General features: G+C 64.8%; 26 protein-coding genes and 1 tRNA gene. 17 read left to right on the plus strand and 10 right to left on the minus strand.

The window, feature by feature from the left end; all coding sequences use genetic code 11:
• The first annotated feature begins 300 nt into the window (after window positions 1-300).
• Window positions 301-768 carry a group III truncated hemoglobin gene (locus SSO01S_RS04510; protein WP_083942841.1) on the plus strand — a complete coding sequence of 156 codons (468 nt, stop codon included), beginning with the start codon at window positions 301-303 and terminating at the stop codon, window positions 766-768.
• Window positions 769-1,013: 245 nt separating this feature from the next.
• Here SSO01S_RS04510 and mltG read toward each other — a convergent pair whose 3' ends face one another.
• The 7 genes from mltG to fabD all read right to left on the minus strand — a co-directional run bounded on the left by mltG (window position 1,014) and on the right by fabD (window position 6,503).
• Entirely contained in the window at window positions 1,014-1,943 is a 930-nt protein-coding gene (gene mltG / locus SSO01S_RS04515; protein ID WP_083942842.1) for an endolytic transglycosylase MltG, read from the minus strand.
• Between the two features lie 76 nt (window positions 1,944-2,019).
• A complete protein-coding gene (fabF, locus tag SSO01S_RS04520) occupies window positions 2,020-3,279 on the minus strand; it encodes a beta-ketoacyl-ACP synthase II (protein ID WP_066795806.1) in 1,260 nt (419 codons plus the stop codon).
• Between the two features lie 143 nt (window positions 3,280-3,422).
• On the minus strand, window positions 3,423-3,662 hold the full coding sequence (locus SSO01S_RS04525; protein WP_174520755.1) for an acyl carrier protein: 240 nt from the start codon (window positions 3,660-3,662) through the stop codon (window positions 3,423-3,425).
• Window positions 3,663-3,773: 111 nt separating this feature from the next.
• Window positions 3,774-4,307 (minus strand): hypothetical protein, encoded by a 534-nt coding sequence (locus SSO01S_RS04530; protein WP_066795812.1) that lies wholly within the window; start codon window positions 4,305-4,307, stop codon window positions 3,774-3,776.
• Between the two features lie 31 nt (window positions 4,308-4,338).
• On the minus strand, window positions 4,339-5,079 hold the full coding sequence (gene fabG, locus SSO01S_RS04535) for a 3-oxoacyl-[acyl-carrier-protein] reductase (RefSeq protein ID WP_066795815.1): 741 nt from the start codon (window positions 5,077-5,079) through the stop codon (window positions 4,339-4,341).
• A 1-nt stretch (window position 5,080) separates the two neighbouring features.
• Window positions 5,081-5,500 carry a GxxExxY protein gene (locus SSO01S_RS04540; RefSeq protein ID WP_369404238.1) on the minus strand — a complete coding sequence of 140 codons (420 nt, stop codon included), beginning with the start codon at window positions 5,498-5,500 and terminating at the stop codon, window positions 5,081-5,083.
• A 67-nt stretch (window positions 5,501-5,567) separates the two neighbouring features.
• Window positions 5,568-6,503 (minus strand): ACP S-malonyltransferase, encoded by a 936-nt coding sequence (gene fabD / locus SSO01S_RS04545; protein WP_066795818.1) that lies wholly within the window; start codon window positions 6,501-6,503, stop codon window positions 5,568-5,570.
• 203 nt (window positions 6,504-6,706) lie between these two features.
• On the opposite strand from fabD, the gene SSO01S_RS04550 reads away from it, so the two are divergent.
• The 8 genes from SSO01S_RS04550 (at window position 6,707) to SSO01S_RS04585 (ending at window position 11,914) form a co-directional block, all read left to right on the plus strand.
• A complete protein-coding gene (locus tag SSO01S_RS04550) occupies window positions 6,707-7,066 on the plus strand; it encodes an RcnB family protein (RefSeq protein ID WP_066795821.1) in 360 nt (119 codons plus the stop codon).
• Between the two features lie 123 nt (window positions 7,067-7,189).
• On the plus strand, window positions 7,190-8,128 hold the full coding sequence (locus SSO01S_RS04555; protein WP_066795824.1) for a hypothetical protein: 939 nt from the start codon (window positions 7,190-7,192) through the stop codon (window positions 8,126-8,128).
• A gap of 146 nt (window positions 8,129-8,274) precedes the next feature.
• On the plus strand, window positions 8,275-8,649 hold the full coding sequence (gene rpsF / locus SSO01S_RS04560; protein ID WP_066795827.1) for a 30S ribosomal protein S6: 375 nt from the start codon (window positions 8,275-8,277) through the stop codon (window positions 8,647-8,649).
• A gap of 12 nt (window positions 8,650-8,661) precedes the next feature.
• The gene (gene rpsR / locus SSO01S_RS04565) at window positions 8,662-8,886 is read left to right on the plus strand and encodes a 30S ribosomal protein S18 (protein WP_010543816.1); all 225 of its coding nucleotides are present in this window, start codon (window positions 8,662-8,664) and stop codon (window positions 8,884-8,886) included.
• 11 nt (window positions 8,887-8,897) lie between these two features.
• Window positions 8,898-9,509, plus strand: coding sequence for a 50S ribosomal protein L9 (gene rplI, locus SSO01S_RS04570; RefSeq protein ID WP_066795830.1), 612 nt, complete (start codon window positions 8,898-8,900; stop codon window positions 9,507-9,509).
• A 113-nt stretch (window positions 9,510-9,622) separates the two neighbouring features.
• Window positions 9,623-10,099 (plus strand): hypothetical protein, encoded by a 477-nt coding sequence (locus SSO01S_RS04575; RefSeq protein WP_157073636.1) that lies wholly within the window; start codon window positions 9,623-9,625, stop codon window positions 10,097-10,099.
• A 212-nt stretch (window positions 10,100-10,311) separates the two neighbouring features.
• Window positions 10,312-10,938 (plus strand): CAP domain-containing protein, encoded by a 627-nt coding sequence (locus SSO01S_RS04580; RefSeq protein WP_157073637.1) that lies wholly within the window; start codon window positions 10,312-10,314, stop codon window positions 10,936-10,938.
• Between the two features lie 142 nt (window positions 10,939-11,080).
• Window positions 11,081-11,914, plus strand: a complete 834-nt coding sequence (locus SSO01S_RS04585) for a phosphatase PAP2 family protein (RefSeq protein WP_169798312.1) — start codon at window positions 11,081-11,083, stop codon at window positions 11,912-11,914.
• A 3-nt stretch (window positions 11,915-11,917) separates the two neighbouring features.
• On the opposite strand, the gene mutL is transcribed toward SSO01S_RS04585, so the two are convergent.
• Entirely contained in the window at window positions 11,918-13,726 is a 1,809-nt protein-coding gene (mutL, locus tag SSO01S_RS04590; protein WP_066795842.1) for a DNA mismatch repair endonuclease MutL, read from the minus strand.
• A 145-nt stretch (window positions 13,727-13,871) separates the two neighbouring features.
• Here mutL and SSO01S_RS04595 point away from each other — a divergent pair, with 145 nt between their 5' ends.
• The 8 genes from SSO01S_RS04595 to SSO01S_RS04630 all read left to right on the plus strand — a co-directional run bounded on the left by SSO01S_RS04595 (window position 13,872) and on the right by SSO01S_RS04630 (window position 23,443).
• On the plus strand, window positions 13,872-14,915 hold the full coding sequence (locus SSO01S_RS04595) for a rod shape-determining protein (protein ID WP_066795844.1): 1,044 nt from the start codon (window positions 13,872-13,874) through the stop codon (window positions 14,913-14,915).
• An 85-nt stretch (window positions 14,916-15,000) separates the two neighbouring features.
• Window positions 15,001-15,822 (plus strand): rod shape-determining protein MreC, encoded by an 822-nt coding sequence (gene mreC / locus SSO01S_RS04600; protein WP_369404239.1) that lies wholly within the window; start codon window positions 15,001-15,003, stop codon window positions 15,820-15,822.
• Window positions 15,819-16,334, plus strand: a complete 516-nt coding sequence (gene mreD / locus SSO01S_RS04605; protein ID WP_245646579.1) for a rod shape-determining protein MreD — start codon at window positions 15,819-15,821, stop codon at window positions 16,332-16,334. Before mreC ends, mreD begins: the two co-directional genes overlap by 4 nt.
• Window positions 16,334-18,343 carry a penicillin-binding protein 2 gene (mrdA, locus tag SSO01S_RS04610; RefSeq protein ID WP_066795849.1) on the plus strand — a complete coding sequence of 670 codons (2,010 nt, stop codon included), beginning with the start codon at window positions 16,334-16,336 and terminating at the stop codon, window positions 18,341-18,343. The genes mreD and mrdA overlap by 1 nt, the downstream gene beginning before the upstream one ends.
• An 11-nt stretch (window positions 18,344-18,354) precedes the next feature.
• Entirely contained in the window at window positions 18,355-19,467 is a 1,113-nt protein-coding gene (rodA, locus tag SSO01S_RS04615) for a rod shape-determining protein RodA (RefSeq protein ID WP_066796316.1), read from the plus strand.
• The gene (locus SSO01S_RS04620; RefSeq protein ID WP_245646581.1) at window positions 19,464-20,660 is read left to right on the plus strand and encodes a serine hydrolase domain-containing protein; all 1,197 of its coding nucleotides are present in this window, start codon (window positions 19,464-19,466) and stop codon (window positions 20,658-20,660) included. Before rodA ends, SSO01S_RS04620 begins: the two co-directional genes overlap by 4 nt.
• Window positions 20,660-21,889 (plus strand): exo-beta-N-acetylmuramidase NamZ family protein, encoded by a 1,230-nt coding sequence (locus SSO01S_RS04625; protein WP_169798313.1) that lies wholly within the window; start codon window positions 20,660-20,662, stop codon window positions 21,887-21,889. Before SSO01S_RS04620 ends, SSO01S_RS04625 begins: the two co-directional genes overlap by 1 nt.
• A gap of 9 nt (window positions 21,890-21,898) precedes the next feature.
• Entirely contained in the window at window positions 21,899-23,443 is a 1,545-nt protein-coding gene (locus tag SSO01S_RS04630; RefSeq protein WP_066795857.1) for a sodium:solute symporter family transporter, read from the plus strand.
• Between the two features lie 65 nt (window positions 23,444-23,508).
• On the opposite strand, the gene arsC is transcribed toward SSO01S_RS04630, so the two are convergent.
• Complete coding sequence (gene arsC, locus SSO01S_RS04635; protein ID WP_066795859.1) at window positions 23,509-23,928, minus strand: arsenate reductase (glutaredoxin); 420 nt, start codon at window positions 23,926-23,928, stop codon at window positions 23,509-23,511.
• 170 nt (window positions 23,929-24,098) lie between these two features.
• Window positions 24,099-24,174: transfer RNA gene (locus SSO01S_RS04640), tRNA-Lys, on the minus strand.
• Between the last annotated feature and the right edge of the window lie 97 nt (window positions 24,175-24,271).

Raw genomic sequence — 24,271 nt, forward strand, 5'->3', positions numbered from 1 at the left:
GTAAGGTGACACCAAGAACGGCTTTCTCACACTTAAAGTGATGTGGAGCATATTGCCTATAACGCTGTTAAATTGATATTTTTTTCCAGAAAATGTCAAAGAGCGGCCGGACGGCGGTGCACGTCCAGCCCGGTGAGCCAAGCATCTGAAATCCTACATTACAAGCATTTCCGCGGGCACGCCCGGAGCCGTTCCTGGCTGGGGCAAAATGTCTCATTCCCACGATCGACCGGACAGGCGAGAGTGGGATGCTGACACGGCTATTCAATCCCGATGGATCCGGCTCTAGAGGGTAGGACGATGGAGAAGACCGGTACCCCTTCGCCTCATGCGATCGCCATGCGAGAGGAAAAGCGGCGCGCAGCCGCGGCGATGGGGATCGACGATCACTACGTCTCCGAACTCGTCGACCGCTTTTACGACAAGATCCGCGCGGATGCGGTGCTGGGGCCGATCTTTGCCGAGCGGATCAGCGACTGGGGGCCGCATCTGGACCAGATGAAGCGTTTCTGGCGCTCGATCCTGTTCAGCAGCGGCGAGTATCTGGGCCGCCCGATGCCCAAGCATCTCGCCATTCCCGGCCTCGACAAGCCGTTGTTCGCGCGCTGGCTGGACCTGTTTGCCGCCACGCTGGCGGAGATTGGGGGCGGGGATGCGGCGGCGCATGTTCACGAACGCGCGCGGATGATCGCCAACAGCTTCCTGAACGGGATCGCGATCCACCATCATGGGCAGCTGGGGCTGCGCGAGGGCGAAGGGTTCGCCTGAGGGGCGTGCGGTTGGGGCTGCGTTGGGGGATGCGGGTTGAGATCCCAGCTTTCGCTGGGATGACGGGTTGGGGACGTCATCCCCGCGCAAGCGGGGATCTTGGGCGGCTCTATCCCTGGGGGCGGCCGGGGTGTCGGGTTGTGGTGCGCGGTGGGGGAATGCGGCACGAGATCCCAGCTTTCGCTGGGATGACGAGTTTGGGGCGGGATGACGGTTGGGTGGGACGACGGGTTTGGCCCTGCCCGTTACATCTCGCCGCGCGAGCGGCGGAGGGCGTACCATTTCTGCACGTTGGCGTTGTGCTGTTCGAGCGTGTCGGCGAACACGTGCCCGCCGGTGCCGTCGGCGACGAAATAGAGCGCGGAGGTGGTTTCCGGGTCCAGCACGGCATCGATGCTGGCGCGGCCCGGATTGGCGATGGGGCCTGCGGGCAGGCCGGTCATCGTATAGGTGTTGTAGTCGTTCTTCGCGCGCAGTTCGGACTGGAGGATGCGGCGGCCGAGCGGCTTGCCCTTGGTGATCGGGTAGATGATCGTCGGATCGGCCTGAAGCATCATGTTCTGGCGGAGACGGTTCGAATAGACGGCGGCGACGGTGCGGCGCTCTTCGGGCTTGCCGGTTTCCTTTTCGACGATCGACGCCAGCGTAAGCGCCTCAAGCGGAGTATTGACGGCGATGCCGGGCTTTCGCCTTTCCCACGCCTTGGCGAGATAATTTACCATCGCCTTCTGCATCCGGTCGAGCACGCTCTGGCGCGTGTCACCGCGATTATAGGCGTAGCTGTCGGGCAAAACGGTGCCTTCGACGGGGACTTCGATCTCGCCGGTCAACTGATCCGCCTTCATCAGCGTTTCGTAAACGATGATCGAAGGCGTGCCTTCGGGAATCGTCACCATGCGCTGGAGCGTGCGGCCGCCCTGAAGCAGCTTGAGCACATCGGCGGCGCTGAGACGCGCGGGGACGCGATATTCCCCTGCCTTGATCGCCTCGCCACCGCCGAAGATCTTCGCGAAGAACACGAATTGCTGCGCCGAGCGGATCGCGCCGGCCTTTTCCAGCTCGCCCGCCGCGCGGGACAGGCTGGCGCCTTCCGGCACCGTCACGCTGATATTCTGCTTTGCCGGGCCCGGCCCGCCCCAGAGTTGCAGGCCGTAGAAGCCCGCACCCAGCAGCATCAGGAATGCGATCAGCAGCGCGCACCCGCCCAGACGGCGGCGGCTTCGCGGCCTGGGCCGGGCGGTGACGCCTTCCTCAGACAGACTTCATCACCAGGCTGGCATTGGTCCCGCCAAAGCCGAACGAATTGTTCAGCACGGCGCGCACCTTGCGCTCCTTGGCCTTGAACGGCACCAGATCGACGCCCGCGCAATTCTCACTCGGATTGTCGAGGTTGAGCGTGGGCGGCACCACCTGATCGCGGAGCGCGAGGATGCAGAAGATGCTCTCCACCGCGCCAGCGCCGCCGAGCAGATGGCCGATCGCCGACTTGGTCGAGCTCATCGAGAGCGATTCGATATTGCTGCCGAACAGCCTGCGCACCGCGCCCAGCTCCAGCTCATCGCCCAGCGGCGTCGAGGTGCCGTGCGCGTTGATATAGTCGATGTCGGAGAGGTCGAGACCCGACTTCTTCATCGCCATCTGCATCGAACGGAACGCGCCCGATCCTTCGGGATGCGGCGCCGTGACGTGATAGGCGTCACCCGACAGGCCATAGCCGACGACTTCGGCATAGATTTTCGCGCCGCGCGCCTTGGCGTGCTCATATTCCTCAAGCACCACGACGCCCGCGCCTTCGCCCATGACGAAGCCATCGCGATCCTTATCCCAGGGGCGGCTGGCGCGCCACGGCTCGTCGCGGAAGCCGGTGGAAAGCGCGCGGGCTTGGCCGAAGCCGGCAATGCCGATCGGGCAGATGGTGCTTTCCGCGCCGCCCGCCAGCATGACATCGGCATCATCCATCGCGATCATCCGCGCGGCATCGCCGATCGAATGCGCGCCGGTGGAGCAGGCAGTGACCACGGCATGGTTGGGGCCCATCAGGCCATATTTGATAGAGACCTGGCCCGAGATGAGATTGATCAGGCGGCCATGCACGAAATGCGGCGAGACGCGCTTCGGCCCCTTTTCATGCAGAACCAGCGATTCGCTTTCGATGCCCGGAAGCCCGCCAATGCCCGATCCGATCGAGCAGCCCGCGCGCAGGCGCAGTTCGTCGCTCATATCGGTGAGACCGGCATCCTCGATCGCCTGACCGGCGGCATCGATGCCATAGATGATGAACGGATCGACCTGGCGCTGGATCTTGTGATCGACGCGCTTCGACGGATCGAAGCCATATTCGTGATCGGCCGGCTTTACCTCACAGGCATAGTTGCTCTGAAACTCGGTCGCATCGAAACGCGTGATCGTGCCCGCGCCCGATTTGGCGGCGATGATGTTTTTCCAGGCAGTCTCGACGTCCGCGCCCAGCGGGGTGACGAGGCCAAGGCCGGTGACAACTACGCGGCGCATCGCGATTCTCCGTGGCAATTCAGAACCATAAACTGGTCAAAATAACAAAACGGCTCCCCGCCCAACTCGTGAAGAGCGCGGGACGGGGAGCCGCTGAAATGCATAAGCGGCCCGATTTGGGCAGCTGTCGCCGTGACGGGCGATCAGCCTTCCTGGTGCTCGCTGATATAGGCGACCGCATCGCCAACCTTGGTGATCTTCTCAGCGGCATCGTCCGGGATCTCGACCCCGAATTCTTCCTCGAAGGCCATCACCAGCTCGACGATGTCGAGGCTGTCGGCGCCGAGATCATCGATGAAGCTCGACTCTGCGGTCACTTCCTTGCCGTCGACACCGAGGTGATCGACGACGAGCGCGGTCACGCGGGTGGTGATCTCTTCCAGATTGGCCATGGTCCCTGTTTTCCTTTGTAAGCTGGGGCTCTGATTTCGTTGAACGCACGTAGATTGCTGCCGGTGCCGTTGCAAGGGGGTCACGCCCTGCATCCGTAACGGTCAGGCCTGGGTGAAATTCCATGCGGCATATTGGACGGTGCTGAGGATCAGATAGTAATTGTTGAGCAGCGCCGCATTTTCGCGGGTCTGCTTCTCCTCATCCGTGACCGAGGCGATCACCAGCGCCTGCATCTCTTCCTTTGTGAGCGGGCGGTTTCGCACCTCCTCCGCCAGCGCGCCGAAATGGGTTTCGAGATCGGCGACATCGAAACCCTTTTGCGCGACGAACTTTTCGCCGATCGGCAGGCTGAGCTTCCCGAGCGCATAATCGCGCGCGGCGGTGGCGGCGGCTTCGGACCATTTATGCTCGATCGCGCAATTGGTCGCCGCGAGCCGAAGGCCGCTATTCACAGCAGGATCGAAGTTCGCCCGCGTCGCCCCCTCTGCAAAGCTGCGGGTGACTTCGGCTTCGATCAGTTCCTTCAGCGCGGGCTGGAGTTTCTGCGTAACGCAATCGATCGTGGCGAGATCGGCCGCGTTCGCAGGCACGGCGAGCGACAGGGCGGCAAGGGCCGTCAGTTTGATAATATGCATGGGTTTCACTCCTGCCCCCCGGTTTCGGGAATCAGAGCATCGCCATCCCACCGTTCACATGCAAGGTCTGTCCGGTGACATAACCGGCTTCCTTGCTGGCGAGATAGACCACGGCGGCGCCGATATCGTCACCGGTGCCGAGATCGCCCGCGGGGATCTTGGTGAGCAGCGCGGTCTTCTGCGCCTCGGGCAGCACGTCGGTCATCGCCGAGCGGATGAAGCCGGGAGCGACGCAATTGACGGTGATGTTGCGGCTGGCGAGTTCCTGCGCCAGCGCCTTGGACATGCCGACCAGCCCGGCCTTGGACGCGGCGTAATTGGCCTGGCCGGGATTGCCGGTGGCACCGACGACCGAGGTGATCGAGATCATGCGGCCGAAACGCGCCTTCATCATCGGCTTGGCTGCGGCGCGCATCAGGCGGAACGCGGCCTCCAGGTTCACGCGGATGACGGTGTCCCACTCCTCGTCCTTCATCCGCATCGCGAGATTGTCGCGGGTGACGCCGGCATTGTTGACGAGGATATCGAGCTTGCCGCCCAGCGCTTCCACGGCCTGGGGGACAAGCGCGTCGACCGAAGCGGGATCGGACAGGTTGGCGACCACGGCGACATGATCACCGCCGAGTTCGGCGCGGAATGCTTCGAGCTTTTCGGCATTGCTGCCCGAAACCGCGAGGCGCGCGCCCTGCGCCGCCAGCGCCTTTGCGATCGCCGAACCAATGCCACCCGAGGCGCCGGTAACGAGGGCGGTCATGCCAGTGAGATCGAACATATCAGAGCTCCGAGTGGAAAGAAGAAAGGCGTTCACGCAGAGGCGCAGAGAGCGCGGAGGGAGTATGGTTATTGACCACGCGTTTCACCCCTTCCTTGAGCGTCTCGCCGCCGAAATTCAGAAGCAGCCCAACGGGCTGCTTGAGCAATCGAAGATAAGCTAGCAGCTGCTTCCCGTGCACCGGGGCGAGCCGGTCGACCGATTTGATCTCTACGACAAGCCGCTCGTCCACGAGTAGATCGACTCGAAATGCGCAGTCGAAACTCAAACCATCGAATTCGACGCTGACCGGATGCTGCCGGGCAACCGTGTAGCCCATCATTTCCAGCCGCCGCGCGAGAATGCCTTCGTAAACGGATTCGAGCAGACCCGGCCCCAATTCCCGATGCAAGCCTGAGTGCCACATCGAGAACGTCGCCACTGATCTGATCGATATCCTTCAAACGGCCCTCTCTGCGCTCTCCGCGCCTCTGCGCGAACCAACCTTCTTACAGCACCTTAGCCAAAGCTTCGATATCGTCCATCGTCACCACGCTGGCGACGCTGGCGTCGGGGGCGATGCGCTTGACCATGCCGGCGAGGGGCTTGCCGCCCAGCTCGACGAAATCAGCGACCCCCGCCTCGAACATCGCGGCGACCGATTCGCGCCAGCGGACCATGCCGGTGACCTGCTCGATCAGCAGCGTGCGGATCGTGCCGGGATCGCTCACCGGGGCGGCGGTGACGTTGGCGTAAACGGGAACCAGGGGCGACTGGATCGCGACGTCGGCCAAAGCCTGTTCCATCGCGTCGGCGGCGGGCTGCATCATCGCGCAGTGGAACGGCGCGGAGACCGGCAGGAGCAAAGCGCGCTTGGCACCGTGATCCTTGGCGATGCCGATCGCACGCTCGATCGCGGCGCGGGCACCGGAGATCACCACCTGGGTGGGATCATTGTCGTTGGCGACCGCGCAGACTTCACCCTCGGCAGCGGCGTCGGCGATCGCCTGGGCCTTGACGAGGTCGGCACCGAGCAGGGCCGCCATCGCCCCCTCGCCCACCGGCACCGCCGCCTGCATCGCATCGCCGCGGATACGCAGCAGCCGGGCGGTGGTCGCCAGGTCGATCGAGCCGGCTGCGCACAAGGCGCTATATTCCCCCAGCGAGTGCCCCGCGACGAAATCGGCCTTGTCAGCGAGGCGGATGCCGCCTTCCTTCTCGAGCACGCGGAGCACCGCGATGGCATTGGCCATGATCGCGGGCTGGGCGTTGGCGGTCAGCATGAGCTGGTCCTCGGGACCCTCGCTCATCAGCTTGAACAGCGACTGGCCGAGCGCCTCGTCGACTTCCTGGAATACCTCGCGGGCGGCGGCGCTGGCTTCGGCAAGCGCCTTGCCCATGCCGACTGCCTGGCTGCCCTGACCGGGGAAGATGAATGCGCGCATTGGGCCTCTCCTTGGGTGAGCGCCGCGCGTTAGAACCGAAGCAGCGCCCCTTCAAGCCCAAGGCGCGCGCGAAGCTGAACGAACCCCGCCGCTTCGCGACAATTCGCGACCATTTTGCCGCGTGCCCGGCAAGAGCTTGCGACAAGCGGCTTCTAGATATTGATCAACGCCAACGACGGCGTTCCCAAAGAGGAGATGCAGTCATGAAGAAGTTTCTGATCGCGGCAGTCGCCGCTTCGCTCGTCGCCACCCCGGCCCTCGCCGCCCCGCAGAACTATGGCGGGCAGCGTCACCAGCCGGTGAAGGTCACCAAGAAGCCGACGTACAAGCCCGCTCCGCAGCGCTACCAGCAGCCCAAGGTGCAGTATCGCAGCGACTGGAAGCGCGGCCAGCGTTTCGACAGCCGCTACGCCCGGAACTATCGCAAGATCGATTACCGGCAGCACCGTAACCTGAAGGCACCGCCGCGCGGTTACCATTATGTCCAGTCCGGCAATGATGCGGTGCTGGTCGGCGTGACCACCGGGATCATCGCGGCGATCTTCGCGAACATCCTGCGCTAAGAGCAGGAAAGCCAGGAAACGGCGGGGCTTCGGCTCCGCCGTTTTCGCATGAAGGCAAGAATCGCTCTTCGTTTCGGCTGCGTTAGTGATATGGTTAACGCTTGCCGACGGAGGATGCCCCCGATGATCCGCGCGATGCTTGCAACCCTGGTCACCCTGCTTCTTGCGCCTACCCTTGCCCTGGCCGCGCCCGATGGCCGTGACGGAATCCTGGACGCCGATTTCGAGGGGAAGGTCGCCTATTTCGGCAATTATACCGGCACATCCTCGGTGATGGCCGAACAGCCGCGCGGCGCGCGCGACGTGCCCTGCCCTTATCGCGACCAGCGCTGCCGCAAGGCGACGGTGGGCGGCGGGGTGAAGGTCGTCCTCGAATTCACCGGGCCGCGCGTGATCGGATTCTTCTACGCGGTCGACGGCTTTCGGGGACCAGAGGGCCTCAAGATCGGCTCGCTCACCGGACGCCGGGTGAGCGACGGCAGCTGCGAACTGTTCCAGGCGGATGGCAGCCGCTGGACCGGGGTTTGCGGCGCCAGTGAATTCACCGGCGACATCACCACCGCCGACGGCATTCCCAATGCGTTCAACATCCGCTTCAACACCGTTGCGATGCATATGCGCGACATTCGCGACCTAAAGCGCAAGAAGTGGGAAGCACGGCGCCGCGACGGACGCATCGAATCGCTGCGCGCCGGACTGTTCGGCGATCCGCGCCAGACGTTCTTCGCGGTCGCCGAGCTGGAATCCTATAGCTGGTTCCCCAGCGGCATTTCGGGCGAGCGCTTCCCCGCCCCCGAATTCCCCAAGAAATTCAAGCGCGGCAAGACCTATGACCTGCGCTCGGAATACCCGCTGCCCGGCGGGGCCACGGGCTGGATCATGGTGCGCTATATCGGCGAGCAGTTCACCTGCGTCGCATCCGCCCGCAAACCCAATTGCGACGCGATCGGCGACCCGATTCCGATCATCGTGGAGGATGAAGGCGATCCCGAAGGCTGGTTCACCGCCGACGGCCGCGTGATCACCGACCTGCGCGCGGCGGAACCGGGCAAGGACCGGTAAGCTTGCCATTCACCCCGTGACCCGCTAAGGGCCCCGGCTTCGCGGGCGAGAAGCGCTGCTTCTGGCACGCTGAGTACGTGAGACGACAGCCGGAGGGGCGTTCGCATGGTGCGGCGTCAGCGATCGGCCAACAGTGAGAAGAAAGCATGGCTCTTTACGAGCACGTGTTCCTTGCGCGCCAGGATCTGGCACAGGCGCAGGTGGACGCACTGGCGGAAACCGCCACCAAGATCATCGAAGACAATAAGGGCAAGGTCGTAAAGACCGAGACCTGGGGTCTCCGCAGCCTCGCATACCGCATCGCGAAGAACCGCAAGGCGCATTACGTGATGCTCGAGATCGACGCGCCCGCGGGCGTGGTCGCCGAGCTGGAGCGCCAGACGCAGATCAACGAAGACGTCATCCGCTACATGACCGTCAAGGTCGATGCGCTGGAAGAAGGTCCGTCGGTGATGATGCGCAAGGGTGACCGCGAGCGCCGTGGCCGTCGCGACCGCGACGACGCTGGCTACGAAGGCTAAGGAGAAACTATCATGGCACGTCCGTTTTTCCGCCGTCGCAAGAGCTGCCCCTTCTCCGCGAAGGACGCTCCCCGGATCGACTATAAGGATGTCCGTCTGCTCCAGGGCTTCGTGTCCGAGCGCGGCAAGATCGTCCCGTCGCGCATCACCTCGGTGAGCGCCAAGAAGCAGCGCGAGCTGGCCCAGGCCATCAAGCGCGCCCGTCACCTGGGCCTGCTGCCCTACATCGTCAAGTAAGGAGCAGATCCATGGATGTCATTCTGCTGGAACGCGTCGAGAAGCTCGGCCACATCGGCGATGTGGTGAAGGTAAAGGACGGCTTCGCCCGTAACTACCTGCTTCCGAACAAGAAGGCGCTCCGCGCCAACGAAGCTAACCGCAAGGTCTTCGAAGCAAACCGCGCCCGCATCGAAGCTGAAAACGCGGCACGCCGCGGCGAAGCCGAGAAGGAAGCCGGCAACTTCAACGACGTTTCGGTCACGCTGATCCGTCAGGCATCGAACACCGGCCAGCTCTACGGTTCGGTCGCGGTTCGCGATCTGGTCGAAGCGCTCGTCGCCGACGGCCACAAGGTCGCCAAGAACCAGGTCGTGCTCAATCGCCCGATCAAGGCGATCGGCGTGTACGAAGTCACCGTCGCGCTGCACCCGGAAGTCTCGGTGACCGTCAAGGTCAACGTGGCCCGCTCGCCGGAAGAGGCCGAGATGCAGTCGCAGGGCGTCGACGTGATGGCGGCGATGTTCGAGAAGGACGAGACCGGCTTCGTCGAGGATTACGATCCCAACGCCGAGCCGGGCGCCACCGCCGAGGTTCAGGCCGAAGCGCCTGCCGCCGACGAAGGCGAGACGGCAGAGGGCTGAGCCCGACGCTTGTCGTTACCGTGAAACAGGGCCGCTCCGGGATACCGGGGCGGCCCTTTTCATTTGCGCAGACTTGCATCTAAAATGCGCCGGATCGGGAAAGGAGCCCGGAGATGGCAGCATTGCGGATCGCAATGGCGCTGATGCTGGCGGGCGTGCCCGCGGCATCCGCCGAAGACGCGCAGACCATAAACGGCTGGACCCTGGCGAAATCGCCCGTGCGCTGCTCGCTTGGCGCGAAATCGGGGAACACCGTGCTGGCTTTCGTGGTGGAGAAGGCCGGAACGCCCGGGACGATCCGGCTCATCAACCCGGCATGGGATCTGGTGCCGGGGCAGGAATATCCGGCGCATTTGTCGTCCGCCGGAGCCGGAATGCAGGACAATATGACGCTCAGCGTCGTCCAGTCGGCCGACGGGCGGCAGCTTCTGATGGGATCGGTGCCGAGCGCCATCGCCGATTATTTCAAGGCGAACGGCATGCTGAGCATGGAGATCAAGGGCATCAGCGAGGCCATATCCGCCCCCATCGATGACGGGCCGAAGATATGGACGGCGATGCAGGCGTGCGTGGAGAAGCTTCCGGACTAGATCGCCGGCCTTATGGGCAGGTGATGCACGCGCCGATGACGGCGGCGAGGGGGATCAGCGCGAGAAACACGGGAAGCACCTTCGTCATGGTCTGAACCTTGAAAGCGGGGCCGGCAACGGCCTCGGCAAAGGGGATTGGGCAGTTGCGGGACAGAACGTCCGCCGGACGGGGTGGTTGCACGCGGCGTTAATCTTTTGTTCGGCCTGTATTCATGCGGATGCGGCGCTACGCTGCACGGATGCCGATCCTCTCCCTGCTCCTAGCGCTCGCTCCGCCTGCCCAGCCCGCGCTCGAACGCGGCGTGCTCGCCGAGATCAATTTCGCGCGCACCCAGCCGCGCGCCTATGCGGAGAAATTGCGGGAATATCGCACGCATTTCCGTGGCAAGATCGTCTATTATCCCGGCAATCCCAACGGATTGCGCACCGAGGAAGGCGTGAAGGCCGTCGACGAGGCGATACGGTTCCTTGAGAAACAGGAGCCGCTCGCGCCGATCGAGGCATCCCGCCTGCTTGCCCATGCGGCAAGGGATCATGTCGCCGAGCAGGGACCGACAGGCGCGACAGGGCATTTCTCAGAGAACGGCGCCAATCCACGCGACCGAGTGCAGCGGCGCGGCGGAGGCATCTATGTCGCCGAAGTCATCACCTATGGCCCGCCGAGCGCCGTGGAGGTCGTGCGCCAGTTGATCGTCGATGATGCCGTACCCGGCCGGGGCCATCGCAAGACGCTGTTCGCGGCCGAGATGCGCTATGCCGGCGTGGCCTGTGGCGCGCACAAGGGATATCGCGTGATGTGCGTCGCCGAACTGGGCCGCAATCCGGATGGGCATCCCTAAAGGTCCGGCGGCCGCGCCTTAAGCGGTTGGCAATTGTCCTTCGTCTAGCAAGGAGCGGATGGTTGCAATCGTGCCTCGCTCCGGGACCTTTGCGGGATTTCCGGGATTGCCCGTTCGGGATCGGATTTTCTTCGATCGCCGTGTGCTGCCCGTTTATGGCATAATCGCGATTGCCGGGCTCGTCGTGTCGGCAGCGATCGCCAGCGGGGCATTCGACTATGACCGCGAGCTATTTGGCACGACGGGGTTCGCGCTGGCATTCTTCCTCGCGCTCTGCTTCCCCGCGCGCTGGCTGGGGTTCGCGGGACTGGCCGGCATCGCGGAGAGCATCCTGCTTTTCCTGACCGTCGCGATCCTGATGCCGTTCTGCGCCGTGATCCTGGCGACGTCGAACCTGCCGATTGCCGACCCGGCGCTGTCGGCGATCGACCGCGCCTTGTTCGGCTTTGACCGGCATGCGTTCGTCGCGAGCGTGGCCGCCGCATCCCCCGGCTTCATCCGGGCAATGATCTGGGTGTATAACAGCCTGACCGTGCAGCCATTTCTGCTGCTGGCCATCCTGTTCTTGACCCGGCGAGCGGTGCGTGCGTGGACCTTGCTGACCGCATGGTCCTGCGCGCTGGCGCTTTGCGTCGCGGTATCGGCGCTGGTGCCAGCGTATGGAACGCCGCCCTATGCGCTGGAGTTCATCGCGGTGCTGGATGGCGCGCGCGATGGATCGCTGCGCCTTCTCGCCGCGCCCGCGCTCACCGGCATCGTGACCTTCCCCCGCTTCCACGCGGCGGGCGCCGCCATGCTGGCATGGGGCTTTCACGGCCTGCCGGGGGGTCGCGCGATGATCGCGCTCAATGCCGTGATGGTCGTCTCGGCGCTATTTGTCGGCGGACATTATCTGATCGACCTGATCGCCGGACTGGGCGTGGCGGCGGCGGCGATCTGGGGAGCCAAACGCATGCAGGCGCGCTTGGTCCGCTAGCCCTCACTTCCGCCCGAACAGTTTCTCGATATCGCCATGCGCCAGCTTCACCCAGGTCGGGCGGCCGTGATTGCACTGCCCGGAGTGCGGGGTGACTTCCATTTCGCGCAGCAGGGCGTTCATCTCGGTGACGGAGAGTATGCGACCTGCCCGCACCGATCCGTGGCACGCCATGGTGGAAGCGACGTGGTCGAGACGCTCCTTTAGCGACAGCGCCTGATCGAAGCTGGCGAGTTCGTCGGCGAGATCGGTGACGAGGCCGGTGACGTCCCCGGTGCCGAGTACGGCGGGGGTGGCGCGGACGAGCATGGCGCGGGGGCCGAAGCGTTCGAGTTCGAGACCGAACGCCGCGAGTTCCTCGATGCGGGCTTCGAGACGGTCGCAGGCGGTTTCGTCCAGTTCGACGACTTCGGCGAGCAGGAGCTGCTGGCTCGGCACCCCGCCCCCCTCCATCGCGCGGCGCATCCGTTCGAGCACGAGACGTTCGTGCGCGGCGTGCTGGTCGACCAGGACGAGGCCGTCCTCGGCTTCGGCGACGATATAGGTCTTGGCGACCTGGCCGCGGGCAACGCCGAGGGGGTGGGTGATGGTTTCGGGGACTGGAGCGTAAGCGGGTTCGGCGCGGCCTTGCGGCGCGGGGGTGAGGAAGGTTGCGCGTCGGTCACTCACGTGACTCGTCACCCCGGCGAAAGCCGGGGTCCCGCTATCCTGGTCATATGCGAAGAAGGAAGAAGAAGCGGGATCCCGGCCTTCGCCGGGATGACGATATTGGTTGGGCTCGCTTTGCCACATTCCCAGCGCGGCTTCGCTGGGGCGCTGCACCGAGCGGTGCCCCGCGTCATCCAGAGCGCGACGCAGGCCGCTGACGATCATCCCCCGCACGAGCGCGGGATCGCGGAACCGCACCTCGGTCTTTGCGGGATGGACGTTCACATCGACCTGATCGGCCGAAATTTCGAGAAAGAGCGCCACCACCGGATGACGGTCGCGCGCCAGCATCTCGGCATAGGCGCCGCGGATTGCCCCCATCAGCAGGCGATCCTTCACGGGCCGGCCGTTGACGAATAGATATTGGTGATCGGCCACGCCGCGATTGAAGGTGGGAAGCCCGGCAACGCCGCCGAGAAAAATGCCCTCCCGCTCGAAATCGACGCCGACGCTGTTCCCCTGAAGCGCGCGATCGGTGAGCGCGGCGACCCGTTCGGGGCTGGTTTCGCCGCCCTGGACCTGGAGGACGCGGCGACCGTCATGCTCCACGGAGAAGGCGATGTCCGGCCGGGCCATGGCGAGGCGCTTCACCACATCCATGCACGCGGCATATTCGGAGCGCGGCGAGCGGAGGAACTTGCGGCGGGCAGGCACGCGGGCGAACAGGTCCTCCACCCGCACGCGCGTGCCGGGCGGGAGCGCGGCGGGGCCTTCCGCGATCACCTCGCCATTATCGACGGTGCGGGCCCAGCCCTCCTCGCCCCGGACGCGGCTTTCGAGGCCCAGCCGGGCGACGCTGGCGATCGAAGGCAAAGCCTCTCCCCGAAAGCCCAAGGTGGTCACCTGTTCGATCGCGTCATCGGGCAGCTTCGAGGTTGCGTGCCGCTCCAGCGCCAGCGCCATTTCCTGCGGGCTCATGCCGCAGCCATCGTCGACCACCTCGACCAGTTCGGTGCCGCCCGCGCCCAACCGGATCGAGATGCGCGTGGCACCCGCATCGACGGCGTTTTCCACAAGTTCCTTCAACGCGCTGGCGGGCCTTTCGACCACTTCACCGGCTGCGATCCGATTGACGAGATGCTCTGGGAGACGGCGTATTGACATGGAACAAGCTCTAGCCCAAGCGACGGTATCCCGCGACCTAGAACCGCTATGGCCGAGGCCGGAATTATTTCCGCCACGGATAGGTCAGGGCTAATTTTTTGTGCGAACAGCCGCGTAGCGAGACGCGGCAGGGACGGATTGATCGATGGCTGCTTTTTCCCGCTTTTTCCGCATGATGTCTCACGACATGGCGATCGACTTGGGGACGGCCAATACGGTCGTCTATCTGCGCGGACGCGGCGTTGTGCTCAACGAGCCTTCGGTTGTGGCGGTCGAAACGATCAACGGGATCAAGCGCGTCAAGGCAGTCGGTGACGACGCCAAGCTGATGATGGGCAAGACGCCCGGTTCGATCGAAGCGATTCGCCCGCTTCGCGACGGTGTGATCGCCGATATCGACGTGGCCGAGCAGATGATCAGCCACTTCATCCGCAAGGTTCATGGTCAGCGCCGTTTCATGCGCTGGCCGCAGATCGTGATCTGCGTGCCCTCGGGCTCCACCTCGGTCGAGCGCCGCGCCATCCGCGACGCTGCGTCGAATGCAGGTGCCAGCCAAGTGTTCCTGATCGAGGAGCCGATGGCGGCTGCGATCGGCGCCGACATGCCCGTCACCGAGCCGATCGGCTCGATGGTGGTCGATATCGGCGGCGGCACGACCGAAGTCGCGGTGCTTTCGCTGCGCGGCCTCGCTTATTCCACCTCGGTCCGCGTGGGCGGCGACAAGATGGACGAAGCGATCGTCTCCTATGTCCGCCGCAACCACAACCTGCTGATCGGCGAAGCCACCGCCGAGCGGATCAAGCAGGAAGTCGGCGTCGCCAAGCCGCCTGCGGACGGCATCGGGCTGACTATCCACATCAAGGGCCGCGATCTGGTCAACGGCGTGCCCAAGGAAATCCAGATCAATCAGGGCCAGATCGCCGAAGCGCTTTCGGAACCGGTCGGCACCATCGTCGAGGGCGTTCGCATCGCGCTGGAGAATACCGCGCCGGAGCTGGCGGCGGATATCGTCGATCAGGGCATCGTGCTCACCGGCGGCGGCGCGCTGCTCAAGGGCATCGACGAAGTGCTGCGCGACGAGACGGGCCTGCCGGTCACCATCGCCGAGGATCCGCTGACCTGCGTTGCCCTGGGCACCGGCCGTGCGCTGGAAGACCCTGTGTTCCGCGGCGTGCTGATCCAGGTCTAAGAAGGGCAAGGGGGACATGGCGCCGCCAAGAAACCGGCGCCCGGGGTTTTCGCGGCGGGCGCAATACGGCTTATTCCTCGGATATGTGGCGGCGGTCGGCGGCGCGGCAATCGGCGCGGCCCTGTTGCTGCTCTCCACCTTCAATCCCACCGCGTTCTCCGCCGTGCGGGGCTTCTTCTCCGAAATCACGACGCCGATCTCCTCGGCCTTCGCCTGGGTGCGCGGCGGCATCGCTGGCGCGCCCGAAGGCTTCTCGGGCTATGTCAACGCGCGCGGCGAGAATGAACGGCTGAAGAAGCAGCTCGCCGAAAATGAGGTGCTCGTATCGCGCGCCCGCGCGCTCAATCAGGAGAACCGCAAGCTGCGCGACATGCTGCAGCTTCGCGACGTGACCACCGATGCGATCGTGATCGCGCGGCTGGTCGCCAGCTCCGCCTCCAGCACGCGGCGCTACGCCACGCTCAATGCAGGCAGTTGGCAGCATGTGAAGCCCGGCATGCCCGTGCGCGAGGCGGCGGGACTGATCGGCCAGGTGATCGAGACAAGCCCGAACACGTCGCGCGTCCTCCTGATCGTCGATCCCGAGAGCATCGTCCCCGTGCGCCGCACGCGCGACGGACTGCCCGCGATCGCGGCCGGGCGTGGCGACGGATTGATGGACATCCGCTCCGCCAGCATAGCGACGATGATCTTCCAGCCGGGCGACACCTTCGTCACTTCCGGCACCGGCGGCATCTTCTCACCCAACATCCCCGTCGCCCGGGTGATCCGCACCGCGCGCGACATCGCCGTTGCCGAGCCCGCCGCCAATCCCGACGCGCTCGATTTCGCGCTGGTGCAGCAGAGCTTCCTGCCCGAACCGCCCCCTGCCCCGACGCCCACGCCAAAGCCCAAGGCGAAGCCGTGAACAGCCCGATCGAGTGGGTCCCGCTCGGCCGCAGCGAGAAAAAGCCGCGCGCGCGATGGCTGGCACCGCTCTCGGTCATGCTCGGATCGATGGTGACGCTGCTGCCGTTCGTCGCGACCATCCCGTTCCTGCCGCCGTTCGGGCTGATGATGCTGCTCGGCTGGCGGCTGGTGCGCACCGATTCGATGCGGGTCTGGGCTCCCGTCCCGCTCGGCTTCTTCGACGACATGATGAGCGGCCAGCCGCTGGGCAATGCGATGTTCTTCTGGACGGTGTGCGTGCTCGCGATCGAGGTGATCGACACGCGGCTGGTGTGGCGCGATTTCTGGCAGGACTGGCTGATCGCAACCGGCGCGATCGCATTCTGCCTGATCATCGGCCGCCTGATCGCCACGCCATTATATGCGCATGTCGATACCGCGCTGCTCGTCCAGATCGTTATTTCCGCCGCGCTTTTTCCGGTGATTGCACGCTTCTGCACGTGGCTCGATCGCGATAGTAAGCGAAGGTAATGGTACGGATCACCGAAGCAACCCAGGCCTATAGCTTCTCGCGCCGCGCGCTCGTGCTGGGCGGGTTGCAGGGTGGCGTCGCGCTCGTGCTGGCGGGGCGCATGGCCTATCTCTCGGTGTTCGAGAATGAGCGCTACCGGCTGCTGGCCGACAGCAACCGCATCAACCTGACGCTGACGCCGCCGCGCCGGGGCTGGATCGTCGACAGGAACGGCGCCCCGCTTGCCAACAACCGGACCGATTTTCGCGTCGACCTTATCCCTGACCGGATGCAGGACAAGCCCAAGACGCTGGACGCGCTACAGAACATCCTGGGCTTCTCGCAGGAGGATCGCGCCCGGATCGAAACCGATCTGAAGCGCGCCGCCGGGTTCCAGCCGGTGCAGGTGCTGGAAAATCTGGATTGGGAGCGCTTCGCCGCAGTCAGCGTCCGCCTGCCCGAATTGCCGGGCGTCGCGCCGACGCGCGGCTTTGCCCGCAACTATCCACTGGGCGCGGGCGTGGGCCATCTTGTCGGCTATGTCGGCACCGCCAATGCCGAGCAATTCAAGAAGGAAAAGGATCCGCTGCTCGTCACGCCCGGCTTCAAGCTGGGCAAGGACGGGATCGAAAAGCAGATGGAAGACCGGCTGCGCGGCACCCCGGGTGCCAAGCGCGTCGAGGTGACGGCTCACGGCCGACTGGTTCGCGAACTCGCCACGCGCCCCGACTCGCCTGGCGAAACGGTGAAGCTGACGATCGATGCCGGGCTCCAGGAATATACCGCCCGGCGCATGGGCGATGAGTCAGGATCGGTTACCGTCTTCGATTGCATGACGGGACAGATCCTCGCGATGGTCTCGATGCCGGCCTATGATCCCAATGCCTTTTCCGACGGCATCAGCCGCTCCGAATGGAAGATGCTGGCAGAGGACGACCACATCCCGCTGATGAACAAGACGCTGCAGGGCCTGTATCCGCCGGGATCGACCTTCAAGCCGGCCACGGCGCTTGCCGCGCTGGGCGCAGGGGTCGACCCAAGCCGGGTGATCTATTGCAATGGCGGCTATCAGCTCGGCAACCGGCGCTATGGCTGTCTTGGCCGCCACGGCCCGATGACGATGCACACCGCGATCGCGCGAAGCTGCAATACCTATTTCTACACCGTCGGGCGCGAGATCGGCATCAATAACATCGCTGCCGCGGCGCGGGCGCTGGGCTTTGGCGCGGAATATGAATTGCCCCTGCCATCCCAGCGCTACGGAACGATTCCGGACGAGGCGTGGAAGCTCAGGCGCTACAAGCAGCAATGGACGCAGTCAGACACGCTCAACGCGTCGATCGGCCAGGGCTATGTGCTGGTCAGCCCGTTTCAGCTCGCGCTCTCCGCGGCAAGGCTGGCGTCGGGCAAGCTGGTCGAGCCGTCGCTGCTGCTGGAGCCCGGGAAGAACTTTCCTGCCCTGCCCTTCCCGCCCGAGCATGTCGCGATCGTGCGCGCCGGGATGGACGAGGTGGTGAACGGCCATGGCACCGCCGGCGCATCGAAGCTGCAGATCGAAGGCGTGCGGATGGGCGGCAAGACCGGCACTGCGCAGGTCCGGCGGATCATGGACGCCACGCGCGGCCAGGGGGGTGCATGGAAGTATCGCGACCACGGCCTGTTCATCTGCTTCGCGCCCGTGGATAATCCGCGCTACGCCGCTTCGGTGGTGATCGAGCACGGCATGGGCGGGGCGCGCGCGGCTGCGCCGATCGCAAAGGATGTGCTGACCTTCCTGTTTGACCGGCCCCAGGCGATGAAGCGGCTTCACGCGCTCGAGGCGGGCTGGGGTGGCAATATCAATCAGCGGATGGCTGCGCGCGCTGCGGCTTGGAAGGCCGGCCAGGCACCGCAGCCGCCCACCGCCGCGCCCGTGCCGGAAGATCCCGCCGAGGCCGCGCGGGGCGTCGCCGCCGCCGCATCGAACGCATCGGTCGAGGCGCTCGATCCCGACGCCGCGAACCTGAAGCCAACGGGACCGCTGGAGTGAGGGGCGGCGATATCGGGCCCGCAGGAGTCGTCCCAGCACAGCTTGCCCAGCTTCCCTGGCGGATCATCTTCCTGGTCATCGCGATCGGGGTGTTCGGCCTTCTCGTGCTCTATTCGGCGGCCAGCGGGAATATCCGCCCCTGGGCGCTGAACCAGGGCACGCGCTTCTTCATCTTCCTCGCCATGGCGATCGTGCTTTCGCGCATTCCGGAATCCTTCTGGGCGATGGGCGCGTTCCCGCTCTATATCGCCGTGCTGCTGATGCTGATCTTCGTCGAGCTGCTCGGCGCGGTGGCGGGAGGGAGCCAGCGCTGGCTGGATCTGGGGTTCATACGCCTCCAGCCATCAGAATTGATGAAGCCCGTGATCGTGCTGGCGTGCGCCCGCTTCTACGAACTGCTGCCCGCAGCGGAGATACGCCGCTTTGGCGCGATCTGGCCGGCAGCCGTGCTGATCGGCCTGCCCGCCGGCCTGGTCATGCTGCAGCCGGATCTGGGCACCGCGCTGATGATCACCGCGGGGGGCATCACCGTGATGTTCCTGGCGGGCATCCCGCTGCGCCTGTTCATCGGCGGGGCGCTGGCGCTGGCGGTCTCGATCCCGATTATCGTCAACTACGTGCTGCACGATTATCAGCGAAAACGCGTGCTGACCTTCCTCTACCCGGAGAGCGATCCGCTGGGCACGGGCTATCACATCAGCCAGTCCAAGATCGCGATCGGATCGGGGGGATGGTTCGGCAAGGGCTTCCTCCAGGGCACGCAGAGCCACCTCGACTACCTGCCCGAGGGGCATACCGATTTCGCGCTGGCGACGATGATGGAGGAATGGGGCTTTATGGGCGGCCTGTTCCTGATCGTGGCATTCGGGATGCTGATCAAATGGGGCATCGGCGTGAGCGTCCGATCGAACAGCCGCTTCTCGCGGCTGACGGCGGCGGCGCTATCGGCGACGATCTTCTATTATTGCGCGATCAACATGGCGATGGTGATGGGCCTGGCGCCCGTCGTCGGCGTGCCGCTGCCGCTGATCAGCTTTGGCGGCACCGCGACGATGACCTTCATGATCTGCCTGGGCATCCTGATGTCGATCGACCGCCAGAACCGCAAGGTCGCCCGCTGGTGACGCACCCGCGCGGCGCCGCAGCCCGGCGCTGGGCGCTGGCCGCCGCCGGACTGTTGCTCGCGTCCTGCGCGCAGCCCGAGCGACCGGAGCCGGACTTCCAGATCTCCGCCCCCAACATTGTTGCGGACAGCCGGTTTCCTGCGGCCTTTGCGGAGGTCGACAAATGGGTCGCGCAAGGAGCGTTTCCAGGTGCGGTGCTGCTCGTGGGGCGGCACGGCGCCGTCCTCACCGAAAGAGCCTTTGGGCGCATGGAGGCGGCGGAAGGCGCGCCGCCGATGCCGGTGGATGCGATCTTCGACCTTGCCTCGCTCACCAAGGTGGTGGGGACCACCACGGCTGCGGCGATCCTGTATGACCGGGGCCGGCTCGATCTGGACGCACCGGTGGTGCGCTACCTTCCCGAATTCGGCGGGACGGAGGGACATGACGCGATCACCGTGCGGCATCTGCTCACCCACAGCTCGGGCCTGAAGCCGACGGGGCTATTCTGGCGGAAGGCGAAGGACCGTGCGGGCATATTGCAGCAGGTCCACACCCTCCCCCTGGGCGATCCGCCCGGCACGGTTGCCAGATATCAGGACTTCAACCTGATCCTGCTCGGCGAGATCGTAGAGCGTATTTCTCGCCAGCCGCTCGACCAATTCCTGCAAAAGCACTTGTTCGCGCCGCTGGGCATGCGGGACACCGGGTTCAACCCCCGCCCCTCCCCGCGCATCGTCCCGACAGAGCAGGACGATATTCTGCGGCACATGCTCGTGCGCAGCGTGGTGCATGACGAGAACGCCTATCTGATGGGCGGCGTGGCCGGCCATGCGGGCCTGTTTTCCACGGCGCGCGATCTTGCGCGGCTTGCGCAGCTCTATCTCGATGGCGGGACCTATGGCGGCAAGCGCATCGTCCGTGCGGAAACGCTGAGACTGTTTCGCACCGCGCAGGGCATTCCACCGGGAAGCGCGCGGGCGCTGGGCTGGGACATGCCGTCGTCCGGTAGCTGGGCAAGCCCCCTCGCCAGCCCTGCCGCGATCATGCACACCGGCTTCACTGGCACGTCGATCTATATCGATCCCGATCGTGACGCTTACGTCATCCTGCTGACCAACCGGGTGAACCCGACGCGCAACAATATGCTGATGAATCAGGCACGCCCGGCGATTTACGGCGCCGTGCTCGAAGCGCTGGACAAGGAACTATGATGCGCTGGCTTCTCATCATGCTGGCGCTGTTTGCCGGCAGCCCCGCCCTCGCCCAGGTTCGCACGGGGATCGACGTACTCCAGGACCAGAGCTTCGCCCCGTTGCGCGAGATCGCCGCGCGGCATGGCGGGCGGCTGCGAGTGGCGATCCTCGCCAACCCGATCAGCGTGGACGGCAATGGCCGACGCACCATTGACGTGTTACGCGAAGCCGCGATCCAGGGCGTGGAGGTCGTCAAATTGTTCAGCGGCGAGCACGGCATCAATGCCGCGACCGACGACATGGATATCGACGACAAGATCGACACCAAGACCGGCCTGCCGATCATCAGCCTCTACGGCAGGACCGACGCCGAAAAGCGACCCAGCGCCGCGCAGCTGGCCGATGTGGATGCGGTGGTGATCGACCTGCAGGACGCGGGGGTGCGCTATTGGACGTTCCAGACGCTGACCAAATATTTCCTGCAGGCCGCAGCGGCCAACAAGGTCGAGATCATCGTCCTCGACCGACCGAACCCATTGGGAGGCATCGCCGTGCAGGGCCCGGTCTCTACCCCCGGCCGCGAGGATTACACCAATGTCCATTCCGAGCCGATGCGGCCGGGGATGACGATGGGGGAACTGGCCACCCTGTTCAACGCGGAGGACCGGATCGGCGCAAAACTCACCGTGATCCGCATGACGGGATGGAAGCGCAGCCACTGGTATGACCAGACGGGGCTGTTGTGGATCAATCCCTCGCCCAATCTGCGCAGCCTGACTCAAGCCACCGCCTATGCGGGCACCGCGCTGCTCGAAGGCACCAATATCAATATCAAGGGGCCGGAAGGCACACCCTTCCTCCGCTTCGGCGCGCCATGGATCAAAGGCACGCAGCTCGCCGCCTATCTCAACGCGCGGGGGATCCCCGGGGTCAGTTTCCTGCCGGTCACCTATGTCGCCGCCAGCGACAAGCTCTACCCCTTTGCCGGACAGCGCATCCAGGGCGTGGAAGTGATCATCCACGACCGCGAAAAGCTCGACGCGCCCGCGCTGGGGATCGAGGCCGTCGCGGCGCTGTGGAAGCTCTATGGCGACACTTTCCAGATCGAAAAGGTAGACCGGCTGCTCCGAAACCGCATCGTGCTCGACCAGATCAAGGCAGGCGCCGATCCGCGTATCATCGCCAGGGGCTGGCAGGCGGACCTGAAGGCGTTCCGTATTCGGCGTGCCCGCTACCTTTTATACTGAGGGGGTTCCATGTCGCTGCCGTTCAGCTCGCTCGATTGGGTGGTGATCCTCGGCTATCTGGTGCTGCTCGGCGCCGGAGCATGGCTGTTCACCCCCAAGCGCACCGACACCGCGAAGGACTATTTCCTCGCGGGCGGGACCGTGCCCGTATGGCTGGCCGCAGTTTCCGTCCTCTCCGCCACCCAATCCGCCGCCACATTCCTGGGCGGGCCGGACTTCGGCTATAAGGGCGACTTCACCTATCTCGGCACCAATCTGGGCGGGCTGATCGGCGCGGTCTTTGTCGCGCATGTGCTGATCCCCCGTTTCTATGCCGCACGCGTGACCACCGTGTACGAACTGCTCACGGTGCGTTTCGGCACGCTGGCGACGCGCTGGACCGGTGGCATGTTCCTGTTCGGACGCGTGCTTGCAGGCGGCGCGAGGATCTATCTGGCGGCGATCGCCGTATCGATGGTGATGGCCTCCACGGTGAGCGCGCAGGGGATCCTGATCGCCGCGACGCTGCTCGTCGCCGCCGCCTTCTTCTCCACCTTTATCGGCGGGCTGCGCTCGGTGCTGTGGATCGATCTCGTCCAGTTCGTGATCATGGTGGGATCGGCGATCACCGTGCTGATCTTCCTGCGCCTATCCATTCCCGCGACAAATGCCGAGATCCTGCACGGCCTGGCCAATGCGCCAGGCGGCGTGGACAAACTGCGCCTGTTCGACTTCTCCACCGACCTTTCCAAACCCTTCTCGCTGCTCGCAATCGTGACCGGGATCGCTTTGCTCTACATCGCCTCCTCAGGGCTGGATCAGGACACCACGCAGCGGCTGCTGGCATGCAAGGACGCGAAGACAGGCGCGCGCAGCCTCTACGTATCCGTGATGGCGACTGTGCCGGTGGTGGCGATATTCATCACGATCGGGCTGCTGCTCCACATCTTCTACGACCGCCCCGAGCTGATGGGCGGCGCGAGCGCGGCGGCGGCACACAGCTTCGATGGCGAGAAGATCAGCATCTTCATGCACTATATCCTGACGCAATTGCCGCCCGGGCTGCGCGGGCTGGTGACCGCCGGGATCATCGCCGCGGCGGTCGCGACCACCAACTCCGCGCTCAATGCGATGTCATCGGTGCTGATCGAGGATTTCTACCGCCCCTGGCGCGAGAAGCGCAGCCCGGCGGAGGAGCATCATTACGTCCAGGCCGGGCGCGCTGGCATGGGCGTGATCGGCGTGGCCATGCTGATCGTCGCGGTCCTCTCCTTCTACTGGCAGCATTATGCGAAGATGGGCCTGCTCGAATTCGCGCTGAGCGTGATGGTGTTCGCCTATGCCGGGCTGATCGGCGTCTATTCCACCGCGATCTTCACCTCGCGAGGCACCGTCGGCTCGGTAATCGCATCGCTGATCGCGGGCTTCGTCACCGTCCTTCTCCTCCAACCCGCCATCGCCGCCGCGCTCGGCCTGCCCGAAGCGATGCGGCATCTGGCCTTCCCGTTCCAGCTATGCGCGGGGAGCGTGGTGGCGTTCGTGGTTGCGGCCGCGCCGAGAGGGCGAAGCGCATGATATGGGCATATCGGCGCGATGACGCTTCCTCAGAGAGCGCGAACGGATCTTGACCGACCCAGCGTTTACATTGGATTACGGCCCACCAACTCGCCATCCTCCTTGGTGAAGCTCTCCGGCGGATTTTCCAGAAGCGAGAGCGCCACTTCCGAGGGCCTGCACAGCTTGGTCCCCATAGGCGTCACCACGATGGGACGGTTGACGAGGATCGGGTGCTCCAGCATCGCCGCCAGCACCCTCTCGTCTGACACTCCTGCTTCCAGCAGACCGAGGCCGGCGGCAGGCGTGCCCTTCTCCCGGAGCAGATCGCGGGGGTGAGCGCCGATCCCGGCTAACAGCTCGGTCAGCAGCTCCCGCGTCCAGCCCGCCTCGCGGTACTCCACTATGCGTGGAGCGTAGCCGGCGGCCTGGATCATCGCCAATGCGTTGCGCGAGGTGGCGCAGTCAGGATTATGGTAGATGGTGATGGGGAAGAGATCGGTCACACGCGGCGCTCCTCTTTCAATAGCCAGCCGAAGATGAGAATGGCCAGACACCATCAGTGGAGGGGGTACCTTGATCCCGATGCCCGAGGCACCTGCTTTTCGCGCCCGCTAACGAACGCATGGGCGACCGCAAGGCTATCGGCTTCTACGAGTTTTCATCGGAAAGGGGATGGTGGACGCACTAGGGCTCGAACCTAGGACCCGCTGATTAAGAGTCAGCTGCTCTACCAACTGAGCTATGCGTCCATTCCGTCGGCCTGAAGTGGCGCTTTTGGAGGAGCGCCGCCGATTGGAGGGGCGCGGTTAGCATCGCGCCGGGGATTTGCAAACCCTAAAATTCGCC

The organism is Sphingomonas soli NBRC 100801 (assembly GCF_001591025.1).
In the GTDB taxonomy this organism is placed as follows: domain Bacteria; phylum Pseudomonadota; class Alphaproteobacteria; order Sphingomonadales; family Sphingomonadaceae; genus Sphingomonas; species Sphingomonas soli.

Excerpts from the sequence above, each read along its gene's own strand:
- SSO01S_RS04510 (WP_083942841.1), top strand. The coding sequence starts at position 301 with ATGGAGAAGACCGGTACCCCTTCGCCTCATGCGATCGCCATGCGAGAG.
- mltG (WP_083942842.1), bottom strand. The coding sequence starts at position 1,943 with ATGCTGCTGGGTGCGGGCTTCTACGGCCTGCAACTCTGGGGCGGGCCG.
- fabF (WP_066795806.1), bottom strand. The coding sequence starts at position 3,279 with ATGCGCCGCGTAGTTGTCACCGGCCTTGGCCTCGTCACCCCGCTGGGC.
- SSO01S_RS04530 (WP_066795812.1), bottom strand. The coding sequence starts at position 4,307 with ATGCATATTATCAAACTGACGGCCCTTGCCGCCCTGTCGCTCGCCGTG.
- fabG (WP_066795815.1), bottom strand. The coding sequence starts at position 5,079 with ATGTTCGATCTCACTGGCATGACCGCCCTCGTTACCGGCGCCTCGGGT.
- fabD (WP_066795818.1), bottom strand. The coding sequence starts at position 6,503 with ATGCGCGCATTCATCTTCCCCGGTCAGGGCAGCCAGGCAGTCGGCATG.
- SSO01S_RS04550 (WP_066795821.1), top strand. The coding sequence starts at position 6,707 with ATGAAGAAGTTTCTGATCGCGGCAGTCGCCGCTTCGCTCGTCGCCACC.
- SSO01S_RS04555 (WP_066795824.1), top strand. The coding sequence starts at position 7,190 with ATGATCCGCGCGATGCTTGCAACCCTGGTCACCCTGCTTCTTGCGCCT.
- rpsF (WP_066795827.1), top strand. The coding sequence starts at position 8,275 with ATGGCTCTTTACGAGCACGTGTTCCTTGCGCGCCAGGATCTGGCACAG.
- rpsR (WP_010543816.1), top strand. The coding sequence starts at position 8,662 with ATGGCACGTCCGTTTTTCCGCCGTCGCAAGAGCTGCCCCTTCTCCGCG.
- rplI (WP_066795830.1), top strand. The coding sequence starts at position 8,898 with ATGGATGTCATTCTGCTGGAACGCGTCGAGAAGCTCGGCCACATCGGC.
- SSO01S_RS04575 (WP_157073636.1), top strand. The coding sequence starts at position 9,623 with ATGGCAGCATTGCGGATCGCAATGGCGCTGATGCTGGCGGGCGTGCCC.
- SSO01S_RS04580 (WP_157073637.1), top strand. The coding sequence starts at position 10,312 with ATGCGGATGCGGCGCTACGCTGCACGGATGCCGATCCTCTCCCTGCTC.
- mutL (WP_066795842.1), bottom strand. The coding sequence starts at position 13,726 with ATGTCAATACGCCGTCTCCCAGAGCATCTCGTCAATCGGATCGCAGCC.
- SSO01S_RS04595 (WP_066795844.1), top strand. The coding sequence starts at position 13,872 with ATGGCTGCTTTTTCCCGCTTTTTCCGCATGATGTCTCACGACATGGCG.
- mrdA (WP_066795849.1), top strand. The coding sequence starts at position 16,334 with ATGGTACGGATCACCGAAGCAACCCAGGCCTATAGCTTCTCGCGCCGC.
- SSO01S_RS04625 (WP_169798313.1), top strand. The coding sequence starts at position 20,660 with ATGCGCTGGCTTCTCATCATGCTGGCGCTGTTTGCCGGCAGCCCCGCC.
- SSO01S_RS04630 (WP_066795857.1), top strand. The coding sequence starts at position 21,899 with ATGTCGCTGCCGTTCAGCTCGCTCGATTGGGTGGTGATCCTCGGCTAT.